We start from the raw sequence: 20172 nt of genomic DNA, 5'->3' as shown, positions 1-20172 counted from the left end.
CTTTCCCCCGAATCAAGATCTCGTTGCGATCGCGTTAATGGCAAACCCACCACCGACAACAAAGCCGTTTAATACCGCCATTACCGCCGGATAGGTCTGCTTGAAAGTTTCACCATCAGCAATAGCAAAAACAGTGGTGATCGCTCCTTCGACACGCTCAGACTTTATTGAAGCCGATCTGCCGGCAGCCAACAGATCCCCCTCTTGAGCCTCAATTGCCAGCATGCATTGCGCTGTAACGACCTGTGGAGGGATCACGTCATTCGGATAACTAAAGCCATCGAATATCACACCAGAACGCGGCCATGCCAACGGCTGAACGGCTTTAGCCCTTCGCCCCTGCCAATTTATGCCACTCAGAAAATCCATTGCCTTGATCAGCAACGGCTCGGGGCTTTCTGGGGGCGTAATGCCCCGACCAACAACAAATGCTTCAAGATCTGCCACCGATGCGTAGCTGTTGAATTCCGGCGCTTTCGGATTGGTAGACAACATAGTGCCTCCAAAAAATTAGGGGCCTAAGCCCCTTGGATTACTTAGCCTTGGCCGCCGGAGCGGAGTCGGTAAGCTTGATCATCACACCGGCCGTTACCTTGTTGCTGGTAGCGTGTTTTTTCCAGTTTGTCGGTGTCCCAATCTTGGTTAGATCCGGATTTGCGCCGCCCTTTGACTCATCCCAGCTATAGCCGAGCATATCAATATTTACCGTACCTTCAGCGCGGTAACCAATTGCAAGGTTTTCTTTATTGTTCACATCGAAAGAACGGAACCCCGGCGCTTGCGATTCAGTGATCGCAATAGCATTTGGCAGAAGCCCCAGAATAACGTCGATTGGCGCTGTATCCGTAACCAGCACAGGCTTACCCAATGTGCCAGGCAATCCGCCATACACCACCACGCCCGCTTCTTCATAAATTTTGTTGGCGATAGCTTCATCGACAATGTCGAAATAGCTGGCAGAGTGCATAACGAACAGGCTGATACGGCCAAACTTATCGCCATATTTGCGCATTCCTTTGGTGAGCGTCTTTTTGCCATCGGTCGCAATATTGGCACTGACAACCATTTCGTCATTGGCACCAATAGCCGCTGTGAGCGCCTTAATTGCATATTTTACAAAACCTTCCAAGGTGGCATCAGCAACATCAATACCCACGATTTCCGAAAACTCAGAAACGTCGCGGCCACGGCGTTTAAATGCTTCCTCAGTGGTTTCGTAAGGGCCATATTTCCATGGTGCCTTAACACCCACGGACTCTCCGGCACCAATTTTTTTGCTATCTACCGGGTCGTTAGAATTCACGTCACGATGTTCGATGCTGCCCGACAGGTTATAAAAAGCACGCTTCTTGAAGTCACCTTCGATCAGCGCGTTATCCAGAACGATCGCCCCATTTGATGAAGCATTGAATACATCCAAATTATCCTGACGGCGCTCCAGGTATGCAGTTTGAGCCAGATCGTTATAAATGATCAGGTCGGTGTTAACAGTTGCTGCCATGTTCGGTGATCCTTATTCTTTTGGAAGTCTTAAAAATGCCTGCTGGCCATGAGCGCGGATGTAATCCGATTTTTGCTTGGAAGACATCTGAGAGCGCTTCAGTGATCCGCCACCAGGCTTATGCCCACCCGCGCCCGAACCTTCGGCTGCTGGCCAAAGATGAGGGGCTGTGTCTTTGAGGGATTCGGCCCACTCGGCAGGTGATAGCGGCGTTTTACCGTCCTTCCCCATAACCGGGTTGCCGTCCTTGTCGATTGCAACGGCCTCGCCGTCTTCGTTAAGTGTGAAAACTCCCTGGGAGCGTAAAATGATGTCGTCCGCCGCAGTGGCCAGAACACCAGTTTTTAATGCCGCCGAACGGATCACATCACCCAGCACTCGCTTAGTGAATTTGTTCGCTAGCGCCTCGGCTTTTTCAGCGCGATCTACGGCAGCTTTGATTTTCTTATCCGAATCACCACGCATTCGTTCGGTACGCTTCTCCAGCACCTCATCAATTTTCCCTGCGGCGATCAGTTCTGCCTCTTCGCCATCGGAAAAACGCTTGAGAATGCCACGCACAGCGTCGGGATCGATGCCATCAAAACGCTTCAAGTTGTCGCCTTGCTCTTTGAGCTTGCCGAGCAACTCGCTGTTTTTGGTTTTCAGGCCCGAAACAGACTCGTTAATGCGGGAATCAATAATGGCTTGGATTTCCGGGGTGATCTCGACCCCAGCACTGCCGCCGCCACCTTCCCCGCCTTCACCTGCTGCCGCATAATATTTACGTGCAATATTTCGGAATAACATGCTTTCCCCTTGGGATTTATTGCCGGGCTTTGCCCAATAAAAAACCCGCGCTATGGCGGGCTCGTTGAAAATCTAATTTTTACATTCCGGCCTGGCTAAATGCCTGCCCGTCAATCTCTCGCAGTTGCGCGAGTGTGAGCCACTCCCCTTTATCGGTGAAGAATTCAGAAGTCTTCATGCCACCATCTCGCATCAGCCGTGCGCGGGCCTCGCCCAATACCTGCACTTGCCGCTGATAGGATTGTCTCTGGAGCCAATCGCGATAATTCGTGTCTGCCGGCACTTGCCCATCCATACTGGCCCGAGTGCCTTCCAGCATGTCATTGGCATCGATCCCTAGGTCTTGCCATGACTTGACCACCAACGTTTCGGTAGAACGGCAGCAAAAATGAATGCGGCCAGGTCCTGCCCCATAAGGCACCTTATGCCCGATAGGTTTGTTTTCCATCGTGTACCGCAGGCGATCACGAATAATGCAGGCAGGCGTGGTTTTGTTGTCCAACGTGCTTAGCCACTGCTTGCAATCAACTATGTCGGCGTTTGCCTGAGCAAATTCAGTGCGGGCTACTGCTGACATGTGATTGACCGCAGTCTTTATGACGCTTGTTGCGTTGGCTCGGCCTGTTTGCAAAACGCCATCCTGATAATTCCGCGCCTTCGTGCCACGTATGCGCCGGTATATCTGGTCTGTCGTTTCTCCCTGCAAATAGCCCTGGCTAACCGCATTGCTGATACGCTGCATACGGTCGCCTTCAAGCTTTCCGGCCCATTCACTCAACAACCGGCCCTGAAATGGCAGTGCGGTAGCTGCTGCATAGGCTTGCTGGGGTGTGATCGTCATGAGTGGCCAGCGCTGCTTAACCGCCCCAGGCAGCAGCGAATCGAATAGGCTCAACTGGTAGCCAACCTCATGCCCTATAAAATCGCTCAACTCGTCACTGAGTGAATGATAGAGCTGCTGATGAGCCTGCTGGTTGATATCGCGCACGCCGCCAAGCAGCGTTTCCAAGCGGCGAACGGTGAAACTGGTAGGATCCAAATCCTCCAGGGCAACAATCAACCGGGCGGATAAGTCAGCGTCAGCCTGGTTTAATACCGTCACCATTCTTTTTGCTGTGCCGGTCGAGTACCGGCTTACAAAAATTGTGTGCGCCACCGCCTCATCACTAAGCCGCTGATTGACCGTCGCCATTGGCTCCACCCACAAAGTTAGGCCCGGAAGTGCTCAGGACATCCAAAATAGTCGCCGGGTCTGCCGCTGGATCGATGATGTCCATTTTTTGCAGTGAGCGGATCATGTCGAGCGTCGGAACAGCTCCGCTTTGCCACGCTGCCACAATGGCATTAAGGACATTGGCGTCTGCCCCTTTCGGCAGGAACTCCTTGGTTACCGCATAACTGATAGCATCAAACTCGTTGATACCCAGATAACGTGCGCACCACATCACCGCCACGGTATATGCCTCGGAAACGTTACTGCAGCAGATGCCCAGAATGGAGGTGCCGGACGCCTGCTCGCCGCTTGCCTGCGTTGCCGTCTTGATTGCACCATTTTGCTCAATAAGCCGAGCGCCGAGTGCAATCATGTAGGCTTTTTTGTCGTCCATCGCCTCTTTGGCAATCATGTTTGGCTGGCCTTGCGCCATCCCCATCGCCCCATCAGCCGGTAACAGCATAGGGTTTCGGGATCCAAACTTAACGCCGTTTTTTTCCAGCCAGTCGCGCCAGTCTTCGGATAAACCACTAATCCACGGCTGGATCTGGCCACAAAAATGCACGCTATCCTCATAGTCTGCACTGTTGCGGTAATGGCCCAGGTTAATGGAGATCAGCGCCTCTAGCGGGGATTTGTCTATATCCGGGTTGTTATCCTGTGCGCCGAGGAAAATGAATGGTATTTCGTCCCAATGATCAGCTCCGAATGGCTTCGGATAATAAGGTTCACCCGCAACATATTTTTGCGACTTACCATCACCCGAAGGCCGCCATACACGCACCATGAACTTGTCCCCCTCCATCGCCAGTTCACGATATTGGATCACATCCTTGAAGCCGTAACCGTCCTCTTCTTCAACGCATTCACGCAATACCACGAGGATTAACTTGTTGCGTCCATTGATACGCTTTGTTCGCCAGTTGATTATATTTTCGGTCAGGTAACGCAAGATAATGGCTTGCTTCCCTTCCTCTGCGTAATCGACATAAAGCCCGTCACGGGCCACCTCAAGGACTGATTCAAGGCTTTGCTGCGACTGCTGGTAAATGCTGGTCCCGGCTCCGTCAGCATTCGTTTTCAGGTATTCCAATTTGTTACTTTCGGGAAGGGAAAGCGTCGGATCCCGGCGAAATGCCATCCCCTGTAATCCCTGCTTAGTATTTGCAGCGATTGCATAGAAAACCGCACGTGCCAGATAGCTGGCGTTGCGCTGCTCATTGGCTTCGGATATATCCAGCGGGTTTAACTTTGGCAGATGCTCATGGCCTGCGGCTTTAACTGCATCCGGGCCGCTACACACGTCCCGGTTTCGCTTCCACGTAGGTAAAGCCTCGTCGTACTCTGGCCGAGTAAACGTTATGTCATTATTTTTACTCATCCTAAAGTGGATCCCATGTTAGTGCTGAATGCTTCTTTAATTTTCAGGGCGAAGAGATAGAAGATCGGATAGCCACCAGCGTCGTTACCGTGGTCAAACCCACCTTTTTTATCTGGTTCACCGCTATCCGCATAAACCTGACGCTCTAGGCACTGAGTAAACTTAGGGCATTTTTTCGTATTCACTTTCATCCGACGATCGCCATATGTGTTGCACAGCATGGCATTCACGGAGTTAACACGATCTTTAACTGCCGGGTTTGAGTCCTTGGCCTTAACCGTGAATCCAGCGTCTTTTAGCAGCGATATATCGGACTCACTGGCATTACTTGAACCACGATTTTTGCCGGAGGCATCTGGATAAATGAGGATTTTGTGGCCGAGAAAATGTTTCGTTATTTCCTCAATCATTGCCCTCGTATCAAATTTATTCATTAACTCATCAACGGCGTGCGGCAAGCCCTCACGCATTACGTAAACCACTGCCGCCATTTTTCCGACGTTGAAGTCCATCCCTATATGCAACTCATCACCAGGCTGGATGGTGTCGTCAGTGTGGTTCTCCTTCCGGTCAAAGCAGTAATAAACAACGCCTTGGTAATTCTCGAACGATGCCAAATACTCTTGGCGAAATGTCCGGGGATCCATCGTGCGTCTAGCTGTCTCGATTTCTTCTGGCGGTACGTTGCCACCGTCAACCGACGTATAAAGCCAACTGCGATGATCCGGCTCTCTACCATCCTGCCCTGCGCAATACGTGTCGTAACAATGGTTAAACCCTTTCGGCGTTCCAATACGCAATGCATGCCCACCCACGTACTCCACACCATCAACCGTGTATTTGCATGTCGAGAGCATCGGGCGAATAACTTCTTCCCACGCTTCATACGGACAGTCGGCCCATTCGTCTATCAGCACGAAAAAAAGGCCGGAACCACGCAGGTCATCGTAATTATTCAATCCCACGCAGCGGATAATGTGACCGCTGTTGAGAGTGATCGATAATTCCGTTTCGTTTGGCTTTGATGCTCGCCAATGCGGCGGTATAGCCTGCTTTAATCTGCGCCAGAAAACGCGCTTGGCTTGCTTTAATGTCGGTGCGCAATACCAGATTTCATCCTCAACGCTGACGTTCCAACGATCGGCCAATCGGGCTGCTCGGCGCATTTCTGCCTTGCCAAGAAAGGTTTTACCAAATCGACGACCACAAACTGCATCACGAAAACGAGCCTTTGGTTGCCAGCCCCAAACATAAATATTTGCCTGCTTTGGCGTTAACTGTACGGGACCGTCAAAGGATTGGATTGTCCGGCGTAGGTTCATCAGGAGTTAATGCCTGTAGTTGATAATCGCCCTCAAGGCCTTCGCGTTTGCCGGCCTGATTCAGTTCCTTACGCAGTTGATCAATCTCCAACTGCCGTCTTTCAATTTCCAGTTGATGAAGTTTCTCTGTGCGTCGGAATGTCAGGAGTTGCAGCAGTTGCGCACGTGCCGCTTTTTTATCTTCTGTAAGGATCTCAATGCCGAATTTGCTTTCCTTTACCCCAGCAAAATACTGAAGCGCATGGCCTTGAAGATCCCGCACATCAGCAAAGAAAGTTTCCCCAACGCCCTCGCCGTTGCAGCGTGGGCAATCAGGGTTAGGATCCGCGTTCTCAACAAACCCCACACCGCCATATTGAGGTTTAGGTTTGTTTTCTGCCGTTGCCTTAGCATCAGCAGTGTCGTACTCATTAATATCGATCCATTGGTAAAAAAAGTTCTCTCCCCAACAGTGACGACAGTTAACTCGGCGGAAATGAGATAGCTCTCTTGGGTCGGCATTGATGATGGAAACCAGTTGATCAACCAGTTCATCGAGATCAGCCTGATACCGTTTCGAAGCTTTTGCCTCAAGGTCGCGAATTGCTTTGGCAACCTTAATATTTCTGTATACCTGCGATGCACCAAAGTAAGCGTTCTTTCCTTCGCATCGATACCCAGCACGTCTGTATGCTTCGACTCTGCTTTTGGTGATAACGAACCAGTGGGCAAACCATGCCTGTTGCAGCGTTATTCCATAATCATCAGGGTCTATCGATAAATCCGTGTCGCTATTTTCTTGATCCGACCTCATCCGCTTTTCCGACCGTGAAGCCTTTGGTTCGACCGTCCGACCATTTTTGTTTTGGTCGGTTTTTTTGGTCGGAGTTTTGGACGGTTTTTTTTTACGTTCCCATCCGTACTTCTTCGCCATGTCGATTAACGTGGTTTTCGCTATACCGTGCTTTTTTGCCACATCTTGAATTGAGAGCAGACCAGCACAATAATCACGTTTCAGTTCGCCCCCATCCAATTTGCTCATGCGGCTTACTCACTTCGGTTTTAAATGCTCCAACAAGAAAATCATGGCTCGCGTGTCGCCTTTCTTGGCCTTGATGTAAAGTGCGTTCGACAAGTCTGCAATCCCCTTGGCCTTCCCCCTGCGTATTGCCTGCCGGTAAGTGGCGATCGCCTTCATGTCTGTCCGCGTCTTTTCAATGTCGATATCCAATGCGTCGGCTATTTGCTGCTCCGACAATCCACGCCCGGCCAATGCCTCGATTTTGTCGAGCGTCGGCTTATCCATAGCTACACCCTCTTGGGATATGGCTTATGGCGAACGATGAGGATTTTTTTCATTTTCTTGTCGAGGGGCATCAGGTATTTGTGTTTCCCTGACGTCTTAAATTCTTGCGCGTTGTGATCCAGGTGCTGACGAACGGCATCAATACTCTGTTTCACGCCCTTTGCCGCCACGCTGCGCGGATGGACTTTTTTACCTTTGACGATGAATGCACCCAGCGTTCCTGCACCGACCAGACCTTCATAAATCCAGTTGGTCGCCTGGTAGATGCCACCGTGGTGATTTTGGTCTTTGTCCGCGTAGGAGACGATCAGCCGCAGGCCCGGACAAACCGCAGCCAGGAATTTAATCGCCTTTGCCAAAATCTGGCTTACTGGCGATTGGTGTTCCCTCAGGGCTACGCGTGTCAATTCGCATACTTGGTCTTGCTTCAGGCTGTAGGGTTGGCCGATGTGATTGTTGGCGCCGCGGCTAAATATCACCACACCAATAAACTGGCCATCTTCCCATGCGCCGACCTTTACCAACTTTCCGACCGGTACAGCTTTTGCGTAATGCCAATTCAGGCAAGCATGTGCAGCTGCTTTGTGGGTTGCCCAATCCACGATGAGAGCAGTCATAAGACACCCCCGCAGTGTGGACACAGCTTTTCTTCCAGTTGGTCGAGCTTTCCTTGGTCGCTTTCATCACCCGGTGAGAAATCGACGTTCAGCATGTTGTCGATCTCTTCTGCGCTGAATCCGGTCAGGGTAAGGTCGAATCCTTCCGTCAGCAGATCACTCAATTCCATAGTCAGCAGGTCGATATCCCAACCGGCATCAAGAGGTAATTTGTTATCCGCCAGGCGGTAAGCTTTTTTCTCTGCATCCGTCAGGCCAAATAGCGTGATCGTGGGTACCTGGTCAAAACCGATTTTTTCCGCAGCCAGTAATCTACCGTGGCCGGCGATCACCTCCCCATACTCATCGATCAAGATCGGATTAGTCCATCCGTACTTTTTAATGCTCCCGATTATTTTTTCTACCTGCTCCGTCGAGTGAGTTCTCGCGTTTCTCGCATAAGCCATCATCGAATTGAGTGATTTATAAACGATTGCAAGTTTTTGCTGATTTTTTACTGTGGTCATTTCAGAGGATCCAATAAGATGACCCTGCTCTCGAGAGCAAGTGGGTCTTGGTTCGTACTCATCATGACGATCTTGTGGGTATGAATGGCCGCCGGTAGCTCTAACTACCGGTGGCCGCCCACCTTCCTTTAGAATTTTCTGCTGACTTCTGGATTACCCACTCGGGAAATCCGCCAACAACCATCTACGAATACAGATCGTTTGTGCTAATTTTCTTTGTGGCCAACGCAAAAATTCAGAACAAAATAAAAACCACCAGCAGATAACGGTCAGGGTGACCAGGCAGGAGCTACCGGAGATTTTTCGTGCCTTAATCAGTGCCCGAGCAGACGCTTTTTAATACAAATAATCAATTTAAATTCACCATTATTGTTCATTTTTACACAAATATTTTTATTTACATGCAAAGCTAAATCCATATACTCAATCCGAGTTATAAGTTTGCGCTGTTTTCCCACTAGTACTTCATATCCCTATGTAACACTTGCCCCTTATCAGGAGGGGCTTTTTTTACTTCCAAAACGTAAAATATCGAGTTAACTTAAGATGCTATTAAATAATTCATCCCGTCATGATCGTTCATACCTTGCAGCGGGTAGTGTTGTAGTCGTACATTGTTCACACCCTTCAATCATTATGTTGATGTCTGATGACCAATATGGAAAATATCTCATGGGCACGGCAGTTTTCTTTTATGGGGGATATTATTCAGAATTTCCAGCTAACATAGCCGTACCGGACTCGTGTTACTGGAATGTCATTATCAAACCCGTACAAAATTGTAATGAGCACATAGAGCACTCTATTTTATTTACAGATCAGAAAAAAACGCCCTAGAATTTATAAGCAAATATATTATTTAAATTAACCGCGATGTTCAGTTGCTGCATAACATGCTCAACCTACAATTAGCTCATTAACAACCTGAAAATAAAAACCCCGGACTATGCCGAGGCTATTGGTTACATGAAAATAGCTAATGGCAACCTTATTAATCCAATTTATTTCTATGATCTTGGCATTTGATACGCAAATAACCATCAAATGTTGGTGGCATATTTACTTTTACAGACCTCATATCCCCAACTCCATACTCATGCATATATGTACTTCTATTTAATTCAAACTCATCGACCTGGATAATAACCTTAGGCTCAGCTATTCCTTTTTGCTGTTCATCAAACACTTTAACTAAGTATGCATCATCATGTTTTTTAATGACATCATAACGAACAAATCGCCCGTCTTTGTGATCTGATATGTAATGACTGTCAAAGTCGTAAATCATGTCGAATGCCTCTCTTTAGTATCGAATTCTTAATCTCCTCCAAATAGAAGAAAGATACAACTCATTTAAAGAGTCATAAAAAACTATCCACTACTGCCTACACTACTCCGGTGCCACTTAATCAATCCCCTAATCCTTGATGAGCACACATCAAGCTGAGTTTGGCTCACTTGCAACGCTATGACAGCATCACCAAACGTCGAGCCGGTGAACGGTGTCTGTTCGCATTGTTGTAATAGCACTTCTGGCGGGTACACGTAGATCAGCTTAGGGGCTGGTGCGGGTGGCATCCTTACCCCGCAAGATGTCGATAACATCATCAGGCAAAGGCTGATTGCCAAAGTCGCTATGTTCCAGAGCCTCGCGTAACGTTCTGTTTTCAGCATCGGCCTTGGCCCTCTTCTGCCGCTCAGTCTTAAGTTGTTCCTCGTTAGCGCGCCGGTCAGCGTCAGCGGCACCTTTTAGCGCCCTGATCGTTTCATCGCGACCTTCCACCATGGCTACCAGCGCTTTGTTGTCCTTTTCAGCTGCTTCCAAATCGTCTGATAACAAGGATGCATACCAGCCCAGACAGATAGCCAACAGCAACACACCTATCGTTCCGAACTTATCCATCATTGCTTCCAACGTGACGGGCTGGTGCGAACGTCAATATGGGTAAACGTGGCATAGCGCCCCACACCGTAGCGGCCCGGATACTTACCTTCAAAATACGCGGCCACTGCGGCTGGCTGAATGCCTTTTACCTGAATGTCGGCGGCGGTACCCAACAGATGCTGGCTGGACTTTGCCCCGCCAACTTTTGCATTATGTGCCGGGCAACGACGACCACTGACGATGGTGATGGGCACAGCAAAGTGTGTGCGGGCGTCTTCCAGAACCTTGATCAGTTCTGCCGATACCTGGTTCGCACCGCAGCCGCAACGGCATGCAAATTCGTTACTGCTGAAATGCTCTGACAATTTAGAGTTACTGGTCATTTTTCCTGTCCTTTTCATCCAGCGGTGTATTGGTCTTCATGCTGGCAAATATGCGGAGGATAGAGATGCATCTCTCTACCCCCATGCCACCAATGACCACACCGACGATCAGTGCGTTATCCTGACTCATACCAAACAGCTCGAGGGAATTGATAACGCCTAGCGTTATTAACAAACAGATAAGGCCAGCATAAAGCGCGTCAAGCCACGATTTACCATCGCGCAGCGTTAATAGCGTCGCCATGCCGAACGCGGCAAAAGAGCCGTATACCGCAGGGGCGTTAAGTTTTATCCACATAAGAAACGCCTCGATAAAGCCCGGCGGCAGGTTGTGATTGTCCATTACCAGTGCTCCGGCGTAAGAAATAAAAAAAGCCCACCTGAGTGAGCCTTGCGAGCCTGGTTATTTTTTATCTCAGGCAGTGGTGGTATCTTGGTAGTGCTTAAATCAACTAAAAGGGAAACTTAATGAGCTCGATTCACAATTTATGGCATGCCATCAAATCAAGGGTTTGTCATAACCATGGCGTTAGCCTTTTAGATTTTAACAATGGTAACCTTGAGGGCAATCGAGCCAGAAACCGAACTGCGCAACTGTTCGTATTAGAGATGATCCTCTACAAACACCGCCTGCAGTACGCAACGATATTTCAACCTCTAGATGGCAAGGATGCTCTACATCACCTTATTCTCACAAAAACAAAATGGAAACTCGCTGATATAAGATCACTTTCCCTTGAAGACTGCTTGTTTGTGATCCAGGATGAGTTGAGGCTCAGTAGAGTGCCAGAAGAAGCAAAGCATTTACTCAATGCAGCTAACCTTCCAGAAGCAGCCTTTATTTTTGAAGAGCTTCCAGAAGAGGATTGGGCTCCCAAGGAAAACTCAACTTTTCTGGCTTCAATGTAGGTGCGTATTGCCCTCAATCGTTGTCCACTTCCGTGAGTCGCTTGATCAAGGCGGCTCTTTCTGAAATCAAACGATTGTAATGGCTCAGGTGCAATTTTTGCTGACCGAGCCAATCTTCAAGCTGTTCCGGCGTCACGCCAAGATTGTAGAAATACGGTTCGTTCTGCATGTGCATTTCCTCAAGCAGTGATCCGGTCAAAGAAAAGGCCACGCATTAGCGCAGCCCTATGTTTTGTTGATTTTTACCTATTTAACCATGCGTAATATATTGCTTTTATTTATGAAATCATTAATTATACTTACCACTGCCATGATGAAACAGATACTCCATCTGACGTGGTGCCGATTCCCTAGTGTTGGTCATATTGACGCCCACCACCCTAGACGGAGGGTGGTGTTTTTTTGCATTCAAATCGGCAGCAGTGTAATTATAGATGCCCATCCTGAAGTTGGTGGCATGCCAACCAACAATAACAACATGCCTTTCTGAACGCCTAGCCCTGAACAACCCTAGTTGCTTAGGGCATTTTTTTATCTTTAACAATGTGATAGATAGCACTAGGAAAAATCATGCGTGAATGGCTCCCATTACTACTTTTAGTTTCCACTCTGGCGATTTTGTCAGCATTTTTGTTTTTCAATATGGTTTGGTTCAATTAGCAAAAAGCCCCAGCGGTTAGGCCAGGGCTTGAATGGGTGCCAGTCTTTCCCGGCTGTCACTTCACATCGAGGGGCACATTCACAAACCCGACAAAGGGATCGACTGTGCGTGTCAAAACATAAATGCGCCCCTCTGTTGCGCCAGAATAAGCGGTTGAGCACTCACCGCTAAGATGACCCGACATCATTCCTTTTACAAGCCAGCAAGTGCTCATTCGATTGTTCTGGAGCGGTCAGCGGGAGTCGAACCCGCGTCATCAGCTTGGAAGGCTGAGGTAATAGCCATTATACGATGACCGCTTTGGTGGCCCTTGCTGGACTTGAACCAGCGACCAATCAGTTATGAGCCGACTGCTCTAACCAACTGAGCTAAAGGGCCGAGGCCAGGATACTAATGCAGTCAGGATAATCACACAAGACCCATCAAAAAATCTTTACAATCTTCGGTGTTTCTCCGCTTCGAATTTCTCGCTCAACACAATGCTGTCTGGTAGTAAGGCCAAGGCGACGTAGAAATCATGCGGGACCATTTCATCCATCATGAAAGTGTAAATACCGACGTGATAAACCTCAGCGTCTTCCTCCCAAGCCCGAATATGCCCCTCATGCCAGCCATCACAGGGGTTGAGAATTAACACGTTCTCCCCGTCAAGGTCCTCGGTTGGTCTTTCGCTGGCGGGTCTAAATGTGAGTTGTTCGATATTGGCTGTCTCCATAAATGCAAAAACCCACACAGGGCGGGTTTCTCAACGTCAGGCAGAAAAAACCCATCGTTAGAGAGAAATTACCACACTTTCGGGAAATGTAAATAGCCCGCAATAAAATCACTCACTATTTTGTCAACCTGTCGTTGCCCTTAACGCCATATTGGCTCTCTCCTCTTCAATATCCAACTGGGTGATCATCTCGTCATAAAATGGCTTCACCGATTTTTTCCATGTATCTAACGAAATACTTTCAGTGATACAAGCGATCGCCCTATAAGCCTGAGTCGAAGGGATTCTTTCATAGCCGCGCCCTGAGCAGCGTTTGCAGGGTTTCTTCACCGGTACGCCTTGGCGCTCTGACTCATCTTTGTCGATGGCTACACCACGACCGCGGCAGTCATTGCAGCCGGATTTTATCACTGTTCTGCCGTTGCATTTTGGGCACACCTTGCGCGTGGTTTCATAGAAAGTATGCTTCACCCGCATTTCCCGACCTTCCAACTGCGTAATCGACGCTGGCAAATCTCCTCGCGCAAAGCTGTCGACAGTGTCGTGGGCCTTCGCCAGCTTGTTCATGACAAATTTCCGCTCTTCGATAAAGCCACTATCACATGCGTCGCATGGTACCTCGCTGGCAGCGCTCCGGGAGAAATCCAAGAATGCGAATGCCGCCAGGGTAAGGATCACTCGGGCTTTGGTTTCGCCCGGGAGTTTGCGAATTGCTGCAACGCTGTCAGAGCGCGCCATACTGTGCTTGGCAAGCAACACTACCGCCTTAACCTTGTCAGCATCACTAATGCCCACCTTACCCAAGAACGCCGACAAGCCCAATTCCGCCTGAGCCTGACACATTCCCAAAGCCCCCATTACGTCACTGATCGTCAAAGAATCCGAAGCCGTCGCAGGAACCGAGTACCCCAGCATTGGAGATTTCGGTGAGAAATATTTTACTACCGACTCGAGATTCATAATTTTCCTTCCTTTCTCAGAATTGCTTGCGTGCGAAATACGCCCTCGGCGTGGTACAGGCGCAGGGTTTCACGGTCATATTCGGTTTTAATGCGGCCATCGATCGCATCGTGACAGTTGCTACAGGCCCAGGCACCCTGCGCATCATCGGGTTTTATGCCGGTGCCGCAGCTTCCGGCCATGCGGTAATGTGCAAGCACGGTGGTGTAAGGATTAAAATTACAGACGCCAGGAATGCGGATCTGGCAGTCACGTCCTTTGGCCTCCTTTTTAAGATTGGCCATTATTCGAACTCCAGCAACTGCAAAGCCACGTTCTCAGCTTCTTGCCTACTGCGGAAACTCCGTGACAGGATGAAATTCCATAGAACGTTGAAAACGGACTTATACAGGCCTTGGAATGTGTCTTCATCCATTTTGGAAAACGAGATCGATTTAGGTACCCGTTGGCGTAGTCCATTGGGCAGGATCACCTCATCGTAATAGCCAGCTTCAACCGTGGCCCATGCTCGGTAGGGCTCAAAGGACTTGATCACCGCAATTTCTTTGGCGCGCAACTTTCCTACATTAAACAGGTAGTCATCAGCAACTGAGCTGATGATTGCTCCATGCTGGCCGGACATATCAATGAGATATTCGACAAACCCATCAATGAGTTGCCGTTCGGGCAGCGTCAATGTGCCGCCGGTTGGTGTCCAGTAATCAAATCCAAACTGCAGGAGTTTGAAAAAACGCTTGTGAAATTGATAGTTACGGACACGACGGAACTCGGCCTGGATCCATTCTCCAAGCTTTACACGTTGCAAAAAATCGCTGGCCTCGATCGTTGCCGGGGTCAGGATAGTTGGTGCGGATTTTACTAACTGTAGTAACTGCGCCATTGGTTGCTCTCCAGTAGCGCAGCAGGTGATCAGCTGTTCAGGCTGATGGGCTATTATACATTACTTTCGTTTGACGATGTAACCAGCCATCCTCAGTATCATTACCATCATATCCATATCAACGACAACCTGATCAGGTTGAAGTGGCATTACTGCCTTTATCTTCCCCTCTTCCGTATAAATAATTGATCGCCCTAAAAATGGTAGCTCAACTGGAAGTTCATATAAAAAATGACCATTCACGGGTTACATCTCCCTAAATTATGGGAGATTAGAAAAAATGCAACTTCCAATTTTTTTAACATACAAATCACCCAGAAATATTAATGGAGTATTGACTGTGCATTCCTATGCGGCGGCAATACATTAAAATCCCTGGTGAAAAAAATTTTAATCTTAACCGCTTTATTTTGTGTGGATATGTTGCGGCTTTAGATTAATTTGCACCAGTCAACTATTATTATCAATACCACTAAAAGTGGTGGGTCATTGAGTGACCCTGCGGGAAAGTAGCCGCAAATAACATGGATAATGCAGACCATTGATAATTAATGGTTATATTATGCAAGAGATTGAGCTGGAACTTAAGAACACCATCAGGAAATTACTTATAAAACAGAAGTATAGTAGAAAATGGTTGGCCGGAGCTACAGGTATAGATTATGAGCGTGTAAAGCGGTTACTCAATGACCGAAGCAATCAGAGGTTATCTGTGGCTGACGCTGATTTAATGCTAACTGCGCTCGGGAGTGACCTGCGCCGGGCACTAATAAGCCCACTATTGAAAAAACTTCGCGCTGAAATTGATGAGTATGAGTAATGAAAAGGGGGTTGCCCCCCTTTTTTTTATCTTGACTTTCGACTGATGCAGTCCTTGAACATTACTTCTCCCATAGCATCACTAACTCTCGATCTTGATATGAAATCGAGGTTCGCAGTCTTTCGGCTCCGGCCACTTCCGTGCTTTAAGGATTGGCAGCTTTCTCTCCATCGCTTCAATCATCTGCTCATCTGTGATACCGGCACGGCGTTGGGCATCCCACAGCAAGAATTGCATATCAGCCCAATCTAAGAGATCGTCAGGCGCAGCAGCTGCTTCGCATGCCTCTTTCGCAAGGTGCTTTAACGGACCGACAGGCCCAACATTCCCGAACGTGGCATTCGACCATTCAGCGTGTTGCTGACGTATGCCTTTCACCCCATCAACACGGGCTTCTATCGCTTTCCAAAGAGGCTCATATTCCGGCCAATCTGACTCAACAACTACGCATTCCAACGGCGCTTTTCCCTTAATTGATCGGCCGCGCTCTATGCTGTCAGCAATCGTATGCAGGAGCTTGTAGTTAAGAGGGCCAAGGATATTTTTTGCGTCAGCCTCTTTAATGACGATATAGCGGTTTTCTCTTTGCATTATTCCCCCTTGACCTTAGCTCCTGGCGATAACTTGCGTACTTTGATTAAGTGCGGATTCTTCATCTTGCAAAGCTGCGTCGTCGCCTCATCTATTGTGCTGAACGTATGAGCATTTTTGATATCTTTCGTCCAGTATTTAGCTTTGTATTCGCCAAGGTCGCACTCAAAATACAGACGTCCAACGCCAACCCATTTCGGTTTTCCGTTCATCATCACGATACCGCGTTCATCATAAAGAATATCATCACCCTCGAACGTCATTAAAACGAATGGGCCATCTGGTTTTATTGCGCTAATCATTACTCCCCCTTATGGTGACAATAATGTGCGCCGTCTGGTCTACTCGTTAAATCAAGCAGCCGATTGCAACGTGGGCATGGGGAACGCACTTCTACCCTTGCATCGACAAGAACCTTGACCACGTCATCAAGTGATAACCACTCCCCGCAGGGGTCACAAACCACGCCGCAATCGACGGAATAACGATCCGGCAACGTGATAGGTTTCTGTTGTCGCTGTTCTGCTGCATCGGCACGTTTGCTTTCAGATTCGGCCAAGCCGTGGAAATCCCACATGTGCCGCTCGTAGTATGCTGATTGCTCTTGCTCCAGCTTTAGCGCTGCCAACAGCTTCTTAATGAGTACCGCCGTTTCAGCGGCCACGTTGGTAATCACATACTCTTCCGTGACCTCCTGGCCGTTTTCGCTATTACTGACAACAGCGAAATAGTCAGAGTCAATATCGTTATCAGCTAGGCTTTCAAGTCGCCCGATTGCCTCTATTGCGCAATCCGTCAATTTATCACTCATGCTTTTTGCTCCCTGGCTAAAGGAACTGCCAGATCGACAGTCCATGAAATGATTGATGCCTCACTGTCTGTTTTGGGCTCACCGAAAACGTAATATTTGCTCCCCGGCCTGCCCATTACAGGATCGAGAAAAACGGGTTTATCCCCTTCAACCAAGATGGCGATAACCTGATGTAAGCCGCCAACAATATTCAGGGATGCGACAGAGAGAAAATAAACGAATCCATTGCGAAGTGTTCCTTGCTTAGGATGCCCGTAAAAATAAGGTATGCCGTAGTGATCCAATGCATCGTCAAGCCAGTCTGTTTTTGCATGGAATTTTTCATGCCAAAGCTCGACAACTTCATCCACCGGCCGTGACGCGACCATTGCAATGCAAGCTGACATGCATGTGTTGAAGGTTGGTTGCTGTTGATGTTCGATCATGCTGCCTGCTCCTCTATGGCAATACACATTTCCGGTAAGTTGGCCCGAACCAGCGCTTCGGCGAAAGGCGGCGGCACCGCGTTGCCGCACCTGGCCACTTGCGCCTCTTTCGAGTATTTTTTCCCACGATAATCGCGTTCGATGATGTACCAGTCAGGGAACCCCTGCGCTCGATACAATTCTCTCGGCGCCAGCATCCGCATGCAGATATCAACGATGATGTAATCGCCGACGCGTATGTAGTTGGGGCGTTCTGCGGGAAATAAGTGGCTTTCGTCTGGCTCGTCGCTGAATTTCTCCAGTAACCGGGCGCACCACCACGCCCCATAACGCTGTTCATCCGTCAGTGGTTCCTGGCCGCAGTGCGCTTCATTGATCGCCATACGGTCTTTTGTGGTGACCGAATGCACTGGTGCCGCAACGTCGACAGCTGTCGCTGTGCCATAGTATTTGGTCAGGAAAGCTTGGACGTGCCCGTTATGCTGGCCACTGGCGGTTATCGTCGGTACCGGATCTGTAATTTGCCTGCCGTCTTTGCACGTGCCGCGCAGGTGTACCAAATGCGATGTACAAAGCCCGTGGTGGTCAACTTGGGTAATCGTATGCAATGGTTCATCCACACCCAGGCCTGCGCCGGTATAGTTGCCGCCGTAGTGCTTCACTATGTTGGTAGCGACTAAAGCATGGTGCCCACCAGTGGTTACTGTACGCAGTGGTTCGTCAGCTTTTCCGCCCGGATGCCCTGTGGTGTTAACCATTAAATGAACAGATGCCAGCGCGGTATGTGCAGTTGCTGGGATGGTGATCGTCGGTACGTCAACAGCTCTCGGTTTGCCCGAGTATTTCGGTCCGCCAGCACCAACGAGAACAGCACTGACCATGTTCATGCGCGAAACTCTGGTGATCGTCTGGTATGGTTTTCTAACTGGCTTAGGCTGCATTTGCCCTTCGTTGCCACCGGTACCGACAAGAACAGCCGCAGCTATTTGGGTTTTCCCGCCACCACCAGGCATGACCGTTCCCACCGGAGTATCAACCGGTTGGCCGGTACTGTTTCCGAACTGGCGTACTACCACCGGGGCGGCAACCCCAAAGCCGTGGGTTTGCGTTATCGTCTGCAGCGGAAGCCTGCCAGATTGCCCCCGGAAGCAATGGTATTTGGTTTTGTTCGATGTGTGATTGCTTTTCACGACATACGGCTCGATCAAAAGGTGTTCTGCTTTGCTTGTGATCGTGGTCAGCGGTTGCCCTGCTGCGTACTGCCGCCCATCACCACCAAAACCGGTTTGCCCAATTTGAACAATGTAGGGATCTGGATTATTTATAACGAACCGTTGCAAGCCTTTAACGATGCGGCGCAGAGTGTTATCTGCCAGATCCTTCTTTCTGCCAAAAATGCTTTTGGTTGGAAGTGACCAATCGATAATTTCGGCAGCCGTACGCCAGGGTTTGAGTTTTCCGCTCTTAACCTCTTTAGATTTCGGATCCCCGTGGGTGGGTTCGGGCCAAACTATTGGATTACCATCACAGCGGGCCATCATGAAAAAGCGCTTACGGATAGTTGGAGCGCCATAGTCACAAGCTCTCAACTCACGGTACTCAACCGCATAGCCCAGTCCAGCTATCAGACGACGGTGATCGTCGCTGCCCTCAGCTATACCCAAAATTTCGCAGCACTCAGCTAACGCAGGGTGTTCTGCATCAATGCCGGTGGTTAGCATTGCTATAAACCCGAGAAAAGTTTCCCCAACACGATCTGGGCATGGGTAGTCATTGCCGTTCTGGTCTGTCACGAGCGGCCCCCACGTTTTAAATTCCTCCACGTTCTCCATTGCGGTAACCCGCGGGCGAACCTTCAAGATCCATCTGATTTTGATCCAGGCCAGCCCCCTGATTTCTTTTTTAACCGGTGCTCCGCCCTTCGCTTTCGAAAAATGCCTGCAGTCGGGGCTAAACCACGCCAAGCACACAGGCTTGCCAGCTGTGGCAACCACCGGATCGATATCGAACACGGATTCACAGTAATGCAACGTGTCCGGATGATTGGTTTCATGCATAGCGATCGCATGCGGGTCGTGATTAATCGCAATATCAACGCTGCGGCCGGTGGCCAACTCGATACCCGTTGACGCACCACCACCACCGGCAAAGTTATCAACAATAATTTCTCTCATTGGTATTGCCCCAAGGTATCGGCCAGCACTTTGGCAACGGAAGTAACAGTGGGCATAGGGATCCCTTCTAACCACATGCGATTGATATGGTGCCGTAGCCGTTTTTGATGGCACTCCGGCAAGTTTTCCGCGCTGTCGATTTGGGTGATCACCATCTCGACCTCTTTAGGCCAAACTGTATTTTCAACCGGGATCAGCAGCATGGTTTCAAGTTCGATGATCCGATTAATGGCGTTTTTCAGAATTATTTCGTCCATAGCACCGCCACCATTGTGATCAGCAATATCCAAAACGTGCCGCTGGCGATGCATATCATTTTCCAGGGATTTCGTAACATCCATTTT

General features: G+C 49.1%; 27 protein-coding genes, 2 tRNA genes and 2 pseudogenes. 3 read left to right on the top strand and 28 right to left on the bottom strand.

What is annotated here, in order from left to right:
* Positions 1–12: 12 nt before the first annotated feature.
* From KGP16_RS11590 to KGP16_RS11545, 10 genes and pseudogenes are all read right to left on the bottom strand, one after another.
* Positions 13–495 (bottom strand): DnaT-like ssDNA-binding protein, encoded by a 483-nt coding sequence (locus tag KGP16_RS11590; protein WP_223499340.1) that lies wholly within the window; start codon positions 493–495, stop codon positions 13–15.
* Positions 496–532: 37 nt separating this feature from the next.
* Positions 533–1501, bottom strand: a complete 969-nt coding sequence (locus KGP16_RS11585; protein ID WP_223499339.1) for a major capsid protein — start codon at positions 1499–1501, stop codon at positions 533–535.
* Between the two features lie 12 nt (positions 1502–1513).
* Entirely contained in the window at positions 1514–2290 is a 777-nt protein-coding gene (locus KGP16_RS11580; protein ID WP_223499338.1) for a hypothetical protein, read from the bottom strand.
* Between the two features lie 79 nt (positions 2291–2369).
* The gene (locus KGP16_RS11575; RefSeq protein ID WP_223499337.1) at positions 2370–3482 is read right to left on the bottom strand and encodes a hypothetical protein; all 1113 of its coding nucleotides are present in this window, start codon (positions 3480–3482) and stop codon (positions 2370–2372) included.
* On the bottom strand, positions 3457–4884 hold the full coding sequence (locus KGP16_RS11570; RefSeq protein WP_223499336.1) for a DUF4055 domain-containing protein: 1428 nt from the start codon (positions 4882–4884) through the stop codon (positions 3457–3459). Before KGP16_RS11570 ends, KGP16_RS11575 begins: the two co-directional genes overlap by 26 nt.
* Entirely contained in the window at positions 4881–6206 is a 1326-nt protein-coding gene (locus tag KGP16_RS11565) for a terminase large subunit domain-containing protein (RefSeq protein WP_223499335.1), read from the bottom strand. Before KGP16_RS11565 ends, KGP16_RS11570 begins: the two co-directional genes overlap by 4 nt.
* Positions 6175–7227, bottom strand: coding sequence for a terminase small subunit (locus KGP16_RS11560; RefSeq protein ID WP_223499334.1), 1053 nt, complete (start codon positions 7225–7227; stop codon positions 6175–6177). Before KGP16_RS11560 ends, KGP16_RS11565 begins: the two co-directional genes overlap by 32 nt.
* Before the next feature lie 9 nt (positions 7228–7236).
* A complete protein-coding gene (locus KGP16_RS11555) occupies positions 7237–7491 on the bottom strand; it encodes a hypothetical protein (RefSeq protein ID WP_179250216.1) in 255 nt (84 codons plus the stop codon).
* A gap of 2 nt (positions 7492–7493) precedes the next feature.
* Positions 7494–8108, bottom strand: coding sequence for a protein Mom (locus KGP16_RS11550; RefSeq protein WP_223499333.1), 615 nt, complete (start codon positions 8106–8108; stop codon positions 7494–7496).
* Positions 8109–8161: 53 nt separating this feature from the next.
* Positions 8162–8614, bottom strand: a pseudogene (locus tag KGP16_RS11545) (ParB/Srx family N-terminal domain-containing protein); the annotation flags it as partial.
* Positions 8615–9160: 546 nt separating this feature from the next.
* On the opposite strand from KGP16_RS11545, the gene KGP16_RS27675 reads away from it, so the two are divergent.
* On the top strand, positions 9161–9451 hold the full coding sequence (locus tag KGP16_RS27675) for a DUF1883 domain-containing protein (RefSeq protein ID WP_223499331.1): 291 nt from the start codon (positions 9161–9163) through the stop codon (positions 9449–9451).
* Positions 9452–9605: 154 nt separating this feature from the next.
* On the opposite strand, the gene KGP16_RS11535 is transcribed toward KGP16_RS27675, so the two are convergent.
* From KGP16_RS11535 to KGP16_RS11520, 4 genes are all read right to left on the bottom strand, one after another.
* Positions 9606–9902, bottom strand: coding sequence for a hypothetical protein (locus KGP16_RS11535; protein ID WP_223499330.1), 297 nt, complete (start codon positions 9900–9902; stop codon positions 9606–9608).
* Positions 9903–10169: 267 nt separating this feature from the next.
* On the bottom strand, positions 10170–10520 hold the full coding sequence (locus KGP16_RS11530; RefSeq protein ID WP_223499329.1) for a DUF2570 family protein: 351 nt from the start codon (positions 10518–10520) through the stop codon (positions 10170–10172).
* Positions 10517–10882 carry a D-Ala-D-Ala carboxypeptidase family metallohydrolase gene (locus tag KGP16_RS11525; protein WP_223499328.1) on the bottom strand — a complete coding sequence of 122 codons (366 nt, stop codon included), beginning with the start codon at positions 10880–10882 and terminating at the stop codon, positions 10517–10519. The genes KGP16_RS11530 and KGP16_RS11525 overlap by 4 nt, the downstream gene beginning before the upstream one ends.
* Positions 10872–11225 (bottom strand): phage holin family protein, encoded by a 354-nt coding sequence (locus KGP16_RS11520; RefSeq protein WP_223499327.1) that lies wholly within the window; start codon positions 11223–11225, stop codon positions 10872–10874. The genes KGP16_RS11525 and KGP16_RS11520 overlap by 11 nt, the downstream gene beginning before the upstream one ends.
* 125 nt (positions 11226–11350) lie before the next feature.
* Here KGP16_RS11520 and KGP16_RS11515 point away from each other — a divergent pair, with 125 nt between their 5' ends.
* Positions 11351–11791 (top strand): hypothetical protein, encoded by a 441-nt coding sequence (locus KGP16_RS11515; protein WP_223499326.1) that lies wholly within the window; start codon positions 11351–11353, stop codon positions 11789–11791.
* A 13-nt stretch (positions 11792–11804) separates the two neighbouring features.
* On the opposite strand, the gene KGP16_RS11510 is transcribed toward KGP16_RS11515, so the two are convergent.
* The 8 genes from KGP16_RS11510 to KGP16_RS11475 form a co-directional block, all read right to left on the bottom strand.
* Complete coding sequence (locus KGP16_RS11510; protein WP_223499325.1) at positions 11805–11960, bottom strand: hypothetical protein; 156 nt, start codon at positions 11958–11960, stop codon at positions 11805–11807.
* Positions 11961–12676: 716 nt separating this feature from the next.
* A tRNA-Gly gene (locus KGP16_RS11505) sits at positions 12677–12751 on the bottom strand.
* A gap of 2 nt (positions 12752–12753) precedes the next feature.
* Positions 12754–12830 (bottom strand) — tRNA-Ile (locus KGP16_RS11500).
* Positions 12831–12885: 55 nt separating this feature from the next.
* The gene (locus KGP16_RS11495; protein ID WP_223499324.1) at positions 12886–13089 is read right to left on the bottom strand and encodes a hypothetical protein; all 204 of its coding nucleotides are present in this window, start codon (positions 13087–13089) and stop codon (positions 12886–12888) included.
* A 201-nt stretch (positions 13090–13290) separates the two neighbouring features.
* Positions 13291–14127: an antitermination protein gene (locus KGP16_RS11490; protein ID WP_223499323.1), complete on the bottom strand. Its 837-nt coding sequence runs from the start codon at positions 14125–14127 to the stop codon at positions 13291–13293.
* Positions 14124–14411 carry a DUF1364 domain-containing protein gene (locus tag KGP16_RS11485; protein WP_223499322.1) on the bottom strand — a complete coding sequence of 96 codons (288 nt, stop codon included), beginning with the start codon at positions 14409–14411 and terminating at the stop codon, positions 14124–14126. Before KGP16_RS11485 ends, KGP16_RS11490 begins: the two co-directional genes overlap by 4 nt.
* Positions 14411–15007 (bottom strand): DUF1367 family protein, encoded by a 597-nt coding sequence (locus tag KGP16_RS11480; protein WP_223499321.1) that lies wholly within the window; start codon positions 15005–15007, stop codon positions 14411–14413. Before KGP16_RS11480 ends, KGP16_RS11485 begins: the two co-directional genes overlap by 1 nt.
* Before the next feature lie 60 nt (positions 15008–15067).
* Positions 15068–15250 carry a hypothetical protein gene (locus KGP16_RS11475; protein ID WP_223499320.1) on the bottom strand — a complete coding sequence of 61 codons (183 nt, stop codon included), beginning with the start codon at positions 15248–15250 and terminating at the stop codon, positions 15068–15070.
* A 319-nt stretch (positions 15251–15569) separates the two neighbouring features.
* On the opposite strand from KGP16_RS11475, the gene KGP16_RS11470 reads away from it, so the two are divergent.
* Positions 15570–15827, top strand: a complete 258-nt coding sequence (locus KGP16_RS11470) for a hypothetical protein (RefSeq protein ID WP_074032435.1) — start codon at positions 15570–15572, stop codon at positions 15825–15827.
* Positions 15828–15920: 93 nt separating this feature from the next.
* Here the strand turns inward: KGP16_RS11470 and KGP16_RS11465 are convergent.
* From KGP16_RS11465 to KGP16_RS11440, 6 genes and pseudogenes are all read right to left on the bottom strand, one after another.
* Positions 15921–16193, bottom strand: a pseudogene (locus tag KGP16_RS11465) (dATP/dGTP pyrophosphohydrolase domain-containing protein); the annotation flags it as partial.
* A gap of 224 nt (positions 16194–16417) precedes the next feature.
* Entirely contained in the window at positions 16418–16720 is a 303-nt protein-coding gene (locus KGP16_RS11460) for a hypothetical protein (RefSeq protein WP_223499319.1), read from the bottom strand.
* Positions 16720–17229, bottom strand: coding sequence for a hypothetical protein (locus KGP16_RS11455; RefSeq protein ID WP_223499318.1), 510 nt, complete (start codon positions 17227–17229; stop codon positions 16720–16722). The genes KGP16_RS11460 and KGP16_RS11455 overlap by 1 nt, the downstream gene beginning before the upstream one ends.
* Positions 17226–17654 carry a hypothetical protein gene (locus KGP16_RS11450; RefSeq protein ID WP_223499317.1) on the bottom strand — a complete coding sequence of 143 codons (429 nt, stop codon included), beginning with the start codon at positions 17652–17654 and terminating at the stop codon, positions 17226–17228. The genes KGP16_RS11455 and KGP16_RS11450 overlap by 4 nt, the downstream gene beginning before the upstream one ends.
* Positions 17651–19828, bottom strand: coding sequence for a DNA cytosine methyltransferase (locus KGP16_RS11445; protein WP_223499316.1), 2178 nt, complete (start codon positions 19826–19828; stop codon positions 17651–17653). The genes KGP16_RS11450 and KGP16_RS11445 overlap by 4 nt, the downstream gene beginning before the upstream one ends.
* A complete protein-coding gene (locus tag KGP16_RS11440) occupies positions 19825–20169 on the bottom strand; it encodes a hypothetical protein (RefSeq protein ID WP_371822139.1) in 345 nt (114 codons plus the stop codon). Before KGP16_RS11440 ends, KGP16_RS11445 begins: the two co-directional genes overlap by 4 nt.
* Between the last annotated feature and the right edge of the window lie 3 nt (positions 20170–20172).

Origin of the sequence: Serratia sp. JSRIV006, from assembly GCF_019968685.1 — a bacterium.
GTDB classification, from domain to species: Bacteria; Pseudomonadota; Gammaproteobacteria; order Enterobacterales; family Enterobacteriaceae; genus Chania; species Chania fonticola_B.
Note: the sequence above shows the minus strand (reverse complement) of the source record. Positions and strands in the feature narration are given on the sequence as shown.